General features: G+C 72.1%; 11 protein-coding genes. 2 read left to right on the forward strand and 9 right to left on the reverse strand.

What is annotated here, in order from left to right:
• Positions 1-324: 324 nt before the first annotated feature.
• Positions 325-2,943 carry a DEAD/DEAH box helicase gene (locus tag OHS18_RS27715; protein ID WP_328618589.1) on the forward strand — a complete coding sequence of 873 codons (2,619 nt, stop codon included), beginning with the start codon at positions 325-327 and terminating at the stop codon, positions 2,941-2,943.
• Between the two features lie 85 nt (positions 2,944-3,028).
• On the opposite strand, the gene OHS18_RS27720 is transcribed toward OHS18_RS27715, so the two are convergent.
• The 9 genes from OHS18_RS27720 to ssd all read right to left on the reverse strand — a co-directional run bounded on the left by OHS18_RS27720 (position 3,029) and on the right by ssd (position 9,940).
• Positions 3,029-3,646, reverse strand: a complete 618-nt coding sequence (locus OHS18_RS27720) for a bifunctional DNA primase/polymerase (RefSeq protein ID WP_328612904.1) — start codon at positions 3,644-3,646, stop codon at positions 3,029-3,031.
• A 1,247-nt stretch (positions 3,647-4,893) separates the two neighbouring features.
• Positions 4,894-5,226: an Rv3654c family TadE-like protein gene (locus OHS18_RS27725; RefSeq protein ID WP_328612905.1), complete on the reverse strand. Its 333-nt coding sequence runs from the start codon at positions 5,224-5,226 to the stop codon at positions 4,894-4,896.
• A gap of 127 nt (positions 5,227-5,353) precedes the next feature.
• Positions 5,354-5,704 carry a TadE family type IV pilus minor pilin gene (locus OHS18_RS27730; RefSeq protein ID WP_328447745.1) on the reverse strand — a complete coding sequence of 117 codons (351 nt, stop codon included), beginning with the start codon at positions 5,702-5,704 and terminating at the stop codon, positions 5,354-5,356.
• Entirely contained in the window at positions 5,701-5,877 is a 177-nt protein-coding gene (locus OHS18_RS27735; protein ID WP_328612906.1) for a DUF4244 domain-containing protein, read from the reverse strand. The genes OHS18_RS27730 and OHS18_RS27735 overlap by 4 nt, the downstream gene beginning before the upstream one ends.
• 25 nt (positions 5,878-5,902) lie before the next feature.
• Positions 5,903-6,628: a type II secretion system F family protein gene (locus OHS18_RS27740; RefSeq protein WP_328612907.1), complete on the reverse strand. Its 726-nt coding sequence runs from the start codon at positions 6,626-6,628 to the stop codon at positions 5,903-5,905.
• Entirely contained in the window at positions 6,625-7,392 is a 768-nt protein-coding gene (locus OHS18_RS27745; protein WP_328612908.1) for a type II secretion system F family protein, read from the reverse strand. The genes OHS18_RS27740 and OHS18_RS27745 overlap by 4 nt, the downstream gene beginning before the upstream one ends.
• A gap of 46 nt (positions 7,393-7,438) precedes the next feature.
• Positions 7,439-8,590: a TadA family conjugal transfer-associated ATPase gene (locus OHS18_RS27750; RefSeq protein ID WP_328612909.1), complete on the reverse strand. Its 1,152-nt coding sequence runs from the start codon at positions 8,588-8,590 to the stop codon at positions 7,439-7,441.
• 94 nt (positions 8,591-8,684) lie between these two features.
• Complete coding sequence (locus OHS18_RS27755; RefSeq protein WP_328612910.1) at positions 8,685-8,870, reverse strand: hypothetical protein; 186 nt, start codon at positions 8,868-8,870, stop codon at positions 8,685-8,687.
• Entirely contained in the window at positions 8,867-9,940 is a 1,074-nt protein-coding gene (gene ssd / locus OHS18_RS27760; protein WP_328447737.1) for a septum site-determining protein Ssd, read from the reverse strand. The genes OHS18_RS27755 and ssd overlap by 4 nt, the downstream gene beginning before the upstream one ends.
• Positions 9,941-10,474: 534 nt before the next feature.
• Between ssd and OHS18_RS27765 the strand changes: the two genes are divergently transcribed.
• Positions 10,475-11,305, forward strand: a complete 831-nt coding sequence (locus tag OHS18_RS27765) for an HAD family hydrolase (protein WP_328447735.1) — start codon at positions 10,475-10,477, stop codon at positions 11,303-11,305.
• The last annotated feature ends 259 nt before the right edge of the window (positions 11,306-11,564 follow it).

The raw sequence follows: 11,564 nt of genomic DNA on the forward strand, positions 1-11,564 counted from the left end.
CGCCAGCGTCGACGGCAGGCCGAGGTTCGACACGGCCGACGCTGGCTTGGACCCTGTACCGAGCGACACGCTAGCCGGGCAGCAACGCACGTCTCACATGACGCTCACCACAGAGAGTGTGGATTGCGGGAGTGTATTGGTACTGCACCCAGGCCCGACAAGCCGTCCCGGGGACGGTACAATCCGTTACCTTGTGAGCCTCCTCACTTGATCGATCACTCTGACGCCGATCCGTTGGCCCTGCTGGGATGCGCCGGAACTGTCGGACCCCTGTGCCAAGCTCGGCGAGTGGACGAATCACGTGGGCGGCGGCTGCTGGGGCGGGTGACCGCGGGCATCCCGGCGCGCGAAGACCCGATCACGCACGTCGCGGACCTGCCGGGCCGGGCGGCGCGCTTCTCGGCGTGGCCGTCATGGGCGGATCCGGCGGTCGTGAACGCGCTGCGTGACTGCGGCGTCCCGTCGCCGTGGGCGCACCAGGCGGAGGCGGCGTCGCACGCGTACGAGGGTCGTCATGTCGTGATTTCGACCGGCACGGCGTCCGGCAAGTCGCTCGCCTACCAGCTGCCGGTGCTGTCCCGGCTCGCCGCGGGCGAGAAGACGACAGCGCTGTACCTGTCGCCGACCAAGGCGCTGGGCGCGGACCAGCTGCGGTCGGTGTCCTCTTTGGACGTGCCCGGCGTCCGCGCGGCGGCGTTCGACGGGGACACGCCGATGGTCGAGCGCGACTGGGTGCGCGCGCACGCGAACTGGGTGTTCACCAACCCGGACATGCTGCACCGCGGAATCCTCTCGGCGCACGGGCGGTGGGCGCCGTTCTTCCGGCGGCTCGGCTGCGTGGTCGTCGACGAGTGCCACAGCTACCGCGGCGTCTTCGGCTCGCACGTGGCCCTGTTGCTGCGCCGGCTCCGGCGGGTGGCGGAACACTACGGTGCTTCGCCGGTGTTCGTACTCGCGTCCGCGACAACGGCTTCGCCAGCTTCGTTCGCTTCGCGGCTCACCGGTGTTCCATGTGTCGCCGTCACCGATGACGCTTCACCGCGTGGCGCCAGGACGGTGGCGTTGTGGGAGCCGCCGCTGCTGGAGGAATTGACCGGGGAAAACGGCGCGCCGGTCCGGCGGTCGGCCGGCGCGGAGGCGTCCCGGATCCTCGCCGACCTGGTCGTCGAAGGCGCGCGATCGCTGGCCTTCATCCGCTCGCGCCGGGGCGCGGAGCTGGCCGCGCTGGGTGCGCGTCGCATACTGTCCGAAGTGGACCCGCGCTTGGCGGGAACCGTTGCGGCGTATAGGTCTGGTTACTTGCCGGAAGAGCGCCGGGCCCTGGAGGCGGCGTTGCTGTCGGGCCGGTTGCTGGGCGTCGCGACGACCAACGCGCTGGAGCTGGGCGTCGACATCGCGGGGCTGGACGCGGTGGTGCTGGCCGGCTACCCGGGCACCCTCGCGTCGTTCTGGCAGCAGGCCGGCCGGGCGGGCCGTTCGGGCGACTCGGCGCTGGTGGTGTTCGTCGCGCGCGACGACCCGCTGGACACGTACCTGGTGCACCACCCGGCGGCGTTGCTCGACAGGCCGGTGGAGTCGGCGGTGCTCGACCCGTCGAACCCGTATGTGCTGGCACCGCAGCTGGCGTGCGCGGTCGCCGAACTGCCGTTGACGGTGCCCGAACTGGAGATGTTCGGCGGCGCGGCAGCCCAGGAGGTGCTGGCCGAACTGGCGGAACAGAAACTGCTGCGACGCCGATCGAGCGGCTGGTACTGGACGTCCCGGGATCGCCCGCACGCCGACGTCGGCATCCGCGGCACGGGCGGCGAGCAGATCGCGGTGGTCGAGTCGGACTCCGGCCGCATGCTGGGCACGGTCGACCCGGGCTCGGCGTGCTTCGCGGTGCACCCCGGCGCCGTTTACCTGCACCAGGGTTCGTCGTACGTCGTGGATGAGCTGGACTTGGATCAAGGCCTGGCGCTGGTGCACGCGGAGAACCCGGACTGGACGACGACCCCGCGCGAGATCGTGGACATCTCGGTGCTGAGCACCCAGGAGAAGCAGGACTTCGGCGGAGTGAGCGTGTGCCTGGGCGAGGTGGCGGTGACATCCCAGGTGGTGGGCTACCTGCGACGACGCCCGTCGGGCGAGGTGCTGGACTCGACGCCGTTGGACCTGCCGGAGCAGAGCCTCCACACGCGGGCGGTCTGGTACACGATCTCGTCGCACCTGCTCGGCCCTGCCGAACCACCACGCGCGGGCGGGCGGGATTCGTCCGGGCGGGAGCAGGATGACCGTGGCGCGATCGCTCGGGGATCGGGCGATCGGGCGGCAGCCGGACGGGACCCGGGCGACCGGAACTTGGCCGCCCACCATGCGGTCAATCGCGAGACCGTCGCCGACGGCCGGCCGGTGGTGGCCGGGTCGACTGGGGGCGTCCGCGGATCTGGGGCCGATGGCGAGGCGGGGACCGGGGGCCATCGGGTGGGGACCGAATCTGCGGGGACGGTGGGGACCGGGGAGGAGACCCTGGCGAACGGTCGGGGGCCCGTTCACGAGGGTGGCAGGACACCGGGGGGTGCCGGATTGATTCCGGCACGGGTCCCCGGTGCCCTGCATGCCGCCGAGCACGCGGCGATCGGCCTGCTACCGCTTTTTGCTACGTGCGACCGATGGGACATCGGCGGGGTGAGTACCGCGTGGCACGAAGACACCGGGGAGGCAACGGTGTTCGTGCACGACGGCCATCCCGGGGGTGCGGGATTTGCCGAGCGCGGTTATGCCGCGATTGTCCCGTGGCTGGTCGCAACGCGGGAGGCGATCGTCTCCTGCGAGTGCCCGACGGGATGCCCGTCCTGCGTTCAGTCGCCGAAGTGCGGGAACGGCAACGAACCGCTGGACAAGGCGGGGGCGGTGGCGGTTCTGGGAACCGTGCTCGGGGCATTGCGTCAACACAGCGCCTAGAACAGCCACACAGTGGTCCATGGAGTTGTGTCCTGCTCCGCCTTGGCCGGGCTGGGACCGGCCAGGGGCGGTGGTTCGGGGTGACTCAGGCCGCGGTGGTCTGAACCAGCAGCGCCGCGTCGGAGCCGGCCAGGGCACGGACGAGAACGTCGTGCACCTCGGTGGCGTCCGGCAGCTGCCAGCCACACACCTCGGGCTTGACGCGCCAGTGCACAACACCGTGCTGGAACGGCGAGGGAGGCAGCGGGATCCAGCTGTCCTTGCCGTGCCACTGGATCGTGGCGCGGGAGGCGAGTTCGGCCGGGACGTGGTCGGCGACGGTGGTGAGGAACAGCCAGCGGCCGTTCGGCAGCGCGATGATCGGCGCGGGGTGGCCGAGGGCGCGGAGGAGGCGGCAGGCACGCTTGCCGAGTTCGTCGTCGACCTCGATGGCGTCGAGCACGGTGCCGGTCGCGACGAGCAGGCTGTGGGTGCGGTCCGAGAACCAGGTGGCGACCTCGTGGGCGTGGGTGCCGATCTGCTCGCGCCAGTTGTCACTGGCCGGGACGGGACGGCGCCAGGTCAGGTCGTCACCGTCGGTGAGCGGCGCGGGGTTGGCGCCCGGCAGCACCGGCCAGCCACGCCAAGCGAGACCGATCGCCTCCGCCCGCAGTTCGATGCGGAAGGCGCCGCGCCAGCTGTCCGGCCAATTCGCGTCCAACATGTCTTTCCTGCCTGTGAGGTCTGGTTCGTCGCGACCCCCCGAGACCCTGCCGTGGTGTCGCACGTCTCACTTAACGGCAAGTTGCACATTGCCCGGAACCCCCACGCGACAACCGGTGGTTACGGGGCGATGAGCGCCCGGTAGTCCCTACCGCCGGACCGAACGGACAAGCAGGCGTTCGACGGTGAACGGCAGGCAAACAAGGACCGCTCGTCGCGAAGAACCCCAGGATAGACGCCCGCCAGAGGGCCCATAGGGGCCGAGAGTCACCATCATCGGCCCAGGTGGACGGGGGTTTTGACCGCTCGCCGTGCGCTGATGACCGCTGCGCGTGACCAACCGCCGCTCATCGCGCGGCCCGGTGGAGGAGCCGGTCACCCCCGCATACCGACCGGTCGGCGTCCGCCGGTCGACCGCACCGGCGGGTCAGGCCGCTGGACGGCGAGCTGTGATTCCGGCTGGCAAGTTGCGGGCACGGCAGGCCTCGGCGGTCGACGCCTTGGTGAACGGCCATTCGCTCAGACCACTGAGCGGTAGCCGGGCGTTGTTCTTGGCCACCGCGAGTGACCTGGGCTCGGCCTCTGGATCCAGCGGCCCGGGCGGTGTCCAGGCACCGTTCACGGCAGGTGGAACTCGGACGACACCTCACGATCGGAGGCCCGCCGGAGACCGGCCATCGCAGCAGCTCATGGCAGAGGCTTGTCCAGCTCTCGGTGGAGCAGCTAGATCGCGGCCAGCCGCGACAGCTATTCACCGTAGAGACAGGTCCAGGCTTCTCGATCGAGCCCCGACCGCCGCCGTCTTTGCAGGTTTCCGCGGCAGAGTGGCAAGGCCCCAGCCTCTCGACGGAGCCCGACAACTGTCAGCCGCCGCAGCTACCCGCGGCAGAGAGGCAAGGCAAGGCCAGGCCTCTCTACCGAGCCCGACCGCTGCCAACCGCCGCAGTTAATCGCGGCTGAGAGGCAAGGCGAAGCCTCTCGATCTTGCTCGACAACCGTCAGCCACCGCAGATATCCGCGGCAGAGCCGCAAGGCCTCGCGGCTCGACCGAGCCCAACCGCTGCCAGCCGCCGCAGTTAATCGCGGTCGAGAGGCAGGGCGAAGCCTCTCGACCGAGCCCGATCGCTGCCAGCCGCCGCAGTATTCGTGGCAGGCTGGCTAGGCCAGACCTCGCGGTCAAGTGCTCGCCACTGCGATCCGCTGCCTTTCGGCTCGTTTCCGCTCATGGGCCGGCCGGTTCGCCGATGGTCACGGTGGTTGGTCGGTGGGGCCTGCTCGGGCGTGGGCGGACAGGCCGGGTAGGCCGGGGAACGTCGAACTTGGGGCTTCGACCTCTATCAGGGCGTCCAGGCGTTGCCAGCGGCAGGTCAGGAGCGTGACTCCCATGCGGTCGGTGACCCACCGGGCGCGGTCGCAGGCCCGATCCGGGCCCTCCGACGCGTGTGATGCCGCGGCGAGGGCGCCCAGGTCGGCGGCCGATTCCACGTGGTGCCGGGCGATGACCACCGTGCCCAGCCAGAAGCCGAGCACGGCCACTCCTGTCACGGCCGCGACCGCCATGGCCGTCCAGACGGTGGCCACTCCACTGTCCGCTTCCGTGACTGGACCGGTCTGCCGCATCCGGGAGGCGGTCAGCTGGCTGCCGACGAGCGTTCGTCCGGTGGATGGCGCATCTGCTCGTTTGTCTGGCGTCCGGGGGCGGCGCTGGTCAGCGGGCTGCATCGGTGCCTGGCTCGGCCAGGGCGTAGGCCGTGGCCTTCAGGTCGATCGCCGGGAGGAGGCCGCCGGCTGGGCGGGCTGCCACTCTGACCGTGATCTCTTCGCCCGTGTGCTGGACGTCGAGGGTCGCTCCTGCCGGGGCGATCTGGTGGACCGCCTCCTCGGCCTGGGCGGGTTGGCCCCGGGCCAGGAGGCGCGCTGCCTCACGGGCGGCGTCTGTGCAGCTCAGCTGGGCCGTCAAGAGCGTCAGGGCGCCCAGCAGCAACACCGTCACCACCGTGAGGCCGGCCAAGCCGAGCGCCGCTTCGACCGTGACCGAGCCGTCGTCGCGGCGGGTCATGACGGGACCGACAAGGCCTTCATGACCAGGCTCGTCAGCCAGGAGACGACCGAGTCGCCGGTGAGCAGGGTGTAGAGGACAGCCGCGAAAGCCGCTACGGCGACCGTGACGATGGCGTATTCGACCGTCGTGGAGCCGTCGTCGGCGGCAGGACGTCGGTGGGATGTGCTCATGAGGAGTTCCTTTCGGTGGTCGTGGTCAGAAGAGGGGGCCGAGACGGGCGGCCAGGCTGAGGACGACCGGCAGCACGCCGAGGCAGAAGAAGGCGGGCAGGAAACACAGACCCACCGGCAGGGCGAGCGCTACTCCGGCCCGTTCGGCGCGTTCCTCGGCCTCGGTGGCCAGCTCGTCGCGGAACCGCTCGGCGAGGTCGCCGGCGGCCGTGGCGAACGCGGCGCCCGAGCGGGACGTGCGGATCGCCGCGACCGCCAGTTCATTGAGGCCGGGGACCGCCTGCACCGGCGCCCAGGCCTCGCCGGCCTCCGAGCCGAGGGCGAGCAGGGCCGCAGTCGATCGCAGGGCCGTGGCTGTCTCGGTGGGTGCGGCGCCGGACGCCGCGTCGAGCGCCGTCGGCACCGGGAGGCCCGCCCGCAGGCAGGCGGCCAGGAGATCGAGTGTGCCCGCCAGCCGGAGTCTGGTGGCGATGTCGGCCGTGGGCGCGGCTGGTCGCCGGGAACGGCGGATCGCCCACCAGCCGGCCGCGGTCACGATCGCACCTACGACGATCCCGGCCGGGCCGCCGATGAGCACCGCCAGCGAGACGCCGCCCAGCGTCGTCGCGATGTGCGGGACCGCGCCGGGCCACTTGCGCGCGGGCTCGGGGGTCCGGCCGGCCGTCAGCCAAGCGAACCGCCGGGCCACGGCGGCGTCGCCCGGCCAGATGACGACTGCGCCGGCGAAGAGCAGTAACGCCGCCGCGTTCATCGGAGCCGCACTCGGCCGGTCAGGGCGCGGCACCAAGCCGTTCCCGCCCAGAGCAGGACACTGCCGACGACCAGTAAGAGCTGCCCAGGTGTGCTTTCGACCAACACCGACAGCGGTGACGCGCCCATCGTCTGCCCGAGGAGCACGCACAGCACCGGGAGACCGGTGAGCACCGCGGCACTCGAGCGGGGGCCGGCCAGTTTCGCGCGCATCCGGCGGGCGTACGCCAAGCCGGCTTCGGCGTCGCGGCGGGCGGCGTCCAGGACGTCGGCCATCGGCAGGCCGTAGCGCCTGCCCAAGGTCCACGCCGTGGCCAGTTCCGGGACCGCCGGCGCTTGTAGCTCGCCGTCCAGGCGGGCCGCGGCGGCCAAGGCGCGCAAGTCCGCCGAAACCGCGGGGACGACGTCGGCGGCCGCCTCCGCCGCGGTCACCGGGTGGGCTCCGGCGCGCAACTCGGCGACCATCGTCCGCAACGCGGTCGCCGTGTGCGAGGCCATCGCGAGGTCCCGGTTCGCGCGGCGGTGGGCTTGCCATTCCTGGCGCCACGCCAGCGTCAGCACACCGGCGGCGACGGCGCCGCCGACTCCCGCGAGCAGCCCGGCGAGCGCGGCGGGGAGCAGCCAGCGCACGATCCGCCACAACTCGGGGGGCCGGACGCGGGACTGTGTCGCAGCGTGTTCCACCACGGTTTGCAGCCGGTCGGGCGCCGCAGGCCAGCACGCCAGAGCCGCGCCGACGCACAGCGGGAACCACGCGGTGATCATCGCGCACTCCTTCGGCCGCGCGGGAAATGTTGTCCAGCAAAGAGAATCAGCACCCGAGCGCTCCCGACGTCACGAAGAGGTGCCGGTCGACCGTCCAGCGGCCCGCGCGCCACACGGGCACCACTCGTGCGCGTCCGCGCTCGCCGCGGAGCACGCCGACCTCGGCGAGACGGCGTTGGCCGCCTGGTTCGCGTCGCATGTGGAGCACGACGCGGATCGCCGCGACGAGCTGGCTGTGCACGGCGTCGCGGCCCACGCCGCCGAGCGCGGCCAGCGCCTCGATGCGCGCGGGTACTTCGGCCGGGGAGTTGGCGTGGAGGGTGCAGGCGCCGCCGTCGTGGCCGGTGTTCAACGCCGTGAGCAGCGCGCCGACCTCGGCGCCGCGGACCTCGCCGACGACCAGCCGGTCAGGACGCATGCGCAGCGCCTCCCGCACCAGTTCGGGCAGGCCGACCGCACCCACACCCTCCACATTGGCCGGTCGGGCGACGAGGCCGACGAACTGCGGGTGCGCGGGATGCAGCTCGCCGGCGTCCTCGACGCAGACGATCCGCTCGCCCGGGTCGACCGCGCCGAGCAGCGCGGCCAGCAGGGTGGTCTTGCCCGCGCCGGTGCCCCCGGTGACGAGGAAGGCCATCCGCCGCGCGACGACCTGCTGCAGCAGTTTCGCACCGCTCGCGTCGAACGCGCCGAGCTCTTGCAGGGCTGCGAGGTCGTGCGTTGCCGGACGGAGGACGCGCAGCGACAGGCAGGTGCCGTTCGCGGCGACCGGCGGGAGGACGGCGTGCACGCGGATGCGGCCGTGCGGGCCGGATCCGGGGAGCCAGCCGTCCACATAGGGCTGCGCGTCGTCGAGGCGCCGGCCGGCCGCCAGGGCGAGGCGCTGGGCCAGGCGGCGGACGGATTCTTCGCCTTCGAAGCGGATTTCGGCGCGGGTGAGGCCGTGCGGGCCGTCCGTCCAGACCTCGTCGGGGCCGGTGACGAGCACATCGGTGGTCGACGGGTCGTCGAGGAGCGGGGCCAGCGGGCCGGCGCCGACGAACTCGTCGCGGGCCTGGCGGGCGGCGTCGAGCACCGCGTCGTGGCCGAGGGCGCCGCCCGCCTCGGCTCGGACGGCGGTGGCGACGGCGACCGGATCGGCCTGGCGGCGATCGCCCGCGAGGCGGTTGCGGACGCGGTCCACGAAGTCGGTCGTCATGGGTTCACCGCTTTGCTCGGAGACGGACTGGCCGTCGGTGAACACCGTCGGCGTTGGGGAAACGGAGCGCGGGGTCGGTCCGCGAGGGCCGTCGTCATGGGTTCGCCGCCTTGGGCTGGGAAGAAATGAGCGGACAGGTGCTCGACGGCGAGCGCGGCCCGGGCGGGAACAGCTCCAGGAACTGCCTGGCGCTCGCCGTGTTGCGGCCGGCCAGGGTGAGGATCGTGGGGAGCAGGAGGTCGCCCACCCGGATCGGGGACGTCGGCGGGTGCGGCGTCACCGGGTCGCCGCCCGGACTTCGCGGCGGGCGACCGACAGGACGTCCGCTGCCGCGGCGGACAAGGGCCCGGCCTGTTTGGCCGGGAACTCGCCACGCTCCACGGCGGCCGGCAAGCCTCGCTCCGGGGGCATCGACGCCAGCAGGGGCGGGCCGAGCAGGCCTGCCGTCCGGTCGGGTGAGACTCCGGAGCGGGACCGTCCACACGCGACCACGCCGACACGGGCCGTCAGCTCCGACAGCCGGCGCAGCACCTGCTTCGCCGCCATGCACGCGCGGAACTCCACGGGGACCAGGAGCACCACGAGGTCGGCCACCGTGGCCGCTTCCGCCGCCGCGTCGCCGAGGGTGCGCGGGAGGTCGCAGACCACCGTGCGGCCCGCGCGGCGGCCCGCGGAGAGGACCGCCGACAGGGACTCCACCGCCGGGCCCTCACCTTCGCGACCGCACGCCAGCACGGGCAGGCTGCCACCGCGGTGACGTCGCTGGGGCAGTGCTGCGGCCAGCGCCGGTACCGACACCCGGCCGCTCAACCGGACTTCGGACCAGCGTGGGCCGGGCGTCTTCTCCAAGCCGAGCAACAGATCCAGCCCGCCGCCCAGCGGGTCGCAGTCCACGAGCAGTGCGCCACCGGGATCGCGGTCGGCCGCCAGCGCGAGCGTCGCGGCGAAGACGGACGCGCCCGCGCCGCCGCGGCCGCCGACCACGCCGAGCACCAGCCCGGCTTCGTCGGCCGGCGTCTCGACGACGTCCGCGAACGCCCCCGCGAGCTCGGTCTCCTCCTCCGGCAACGAGATCACGCGCTCGACGCCGACGCGGAACGCGTGCTCCCACGTCCTCGGTTCCGGGGCGCCCTTGCAGACCAGGAGGATCCCGGCGCGCCGAGGCAGCGAGGGTGGCAGCAGTGCCGTTTCCTCGTCGAGGACCACCAGCGGCGCCCGGGCCCACTGCCCGCCGGCCGCGGTCAGGTCCGGGGCTCGGTCGAGCTCGCAGCCCGCCACCGCGGCCACGCGCAGAATCTCGTCGAGCACGGTTTCGTCCGTGGCGACCACGAGCGGTCGTTCCCCCGCCATGTGTTCCTCCCCCGTCGTCGGTGCGGGCCTCGGATGGCCCGGGTTCCACCGTCGCGGCGGAGGGTGCGGGGGCACAACGGGGCGAGACGCGGCCTGTGGACAACCGGGGTGATGTGGACAACTGCCGCGGGGAAACGGCTCGCGCGCCGATTCTGTCGGTGGGGCGTGACAAGATCGCGGCGCACGCGTGCGGAGATTTCCGGACCGGCGCGAGGCGCGACAGAACTGTCCGGTGATTCGGAACCCTGCTCGCGCAAGGCAAGCGGAAGGTTAAGAAGGCGGCCCCCGCCAGGGGGGAGGGACGGGGGCCGCCAAGGGTTCAGCCCCGGGGGGTCGGACTGAACCGGCCCGGTTGGACACCGGACTCCCTCACTGTAACTCCGCCGGACGCCGGATCGCCCGCCGGGCGATGCGCACAGTTCGGTAACGGCATCGCGCGTCGAAAGTCCCTTCCTGTCATGGATTTTCCGGCGACACGACGCACGTGTGGTGGATCAACGGGACGCGTCGCGATCAAGCTCTTATCCTGGACACGTGGCCGAACCGATCAGCGCGCCGACGCGCATCCGGAACCCGGGCCCGGAGCACGCGGTGGCCGCGTTCTTCGACCTGGACAAGACGATCATCGCTTCGTCGAGCGCACTGGCGTTCAGCAAACCATTGCTGAAGGAGGGACTGATCAACCGTCGCGCCGCGTTGCGCAGTGCCTACGCGCAGCTGGTGTTCTCGCTCGCGGGCGCCGACGAGAACAAGACCGAGCGGATGCGCGCGGAGGTCTCCGCGCTGTGCACCGGCTGGGACGTCGCGCAGGTTTCGGCGATCGTGCGGGAAACCCTGCACGACGTCGTCGACCCGCTCGTGTACGCGGAGGCGACCGAGCTGATCGCGCAGCACCGCGAAGACGGCCACGACGTCATCGTGCTCTCGGCGACCGGCGAAGAGGTCGTCGCACCCGTGGCGGAAATGCTCGGGGCGACCCGGAGCGTGGCGACGCGGATGCAGATAGTCGACGGCCGCTATTCCGGCGAAGTCGACTTCTATTGCTACGGCGCCAACAAAGCCGTCGCCGCGAAACAGCTCGCCGCGACCCACGGCTACGACCTCGCCGAGTGTTTCGCCTACACCGACTCGAGCACCGACATCCCGCTCCTCGAGGTCGTCGGGCACCCGCACGCGGTCAACCCGGACAAGCTGCTGCGGCGGGAGGCGCTCGACCGCGGCTGGCCGATCCTGGCCTTCGACCGGCCCATGTCGCTGCGCAGCCGGATCCCGACCCGGTCGGCCGGCATGGTGGCCCTGGGTGTCGGGGCGATGGCCGCCGGGGCGACCTGGTACGGCCTCAGCCGTCGCCGTCGGTCCCGCTGAGCGCACCTCCACCACCCACACGGCCGTACGGCGTCCGCTTTGCTTGGCCCAGCCCCGAATTGTCCGTCGCTGAGGGTGCCCGTGTCACCCGATCCAGCCTCTGTACCGGTGCACCCATCCGCGCACTTGAAGTGACCGGGCTCACGGCGTAGAAAGAAGGTGCGGACGTTCGGTCGGCCAGGGAACAGGTAGAAGAGAAGCCTGTTCCACCCCGGCGAATCTCCGTGCGCGGACTCCGGGTACCCACGCGCAGCGCGCC

This window comes from Amycolatopsis sp. NBC_00355, from assembly GCF_036104975.1.
Classification (GTDB): domain Bacteria; phylum Actinomycetota; class Actinomycetes; order Mycobacteriales; family Pseudonocardiaceae; genus Amycolatopsis.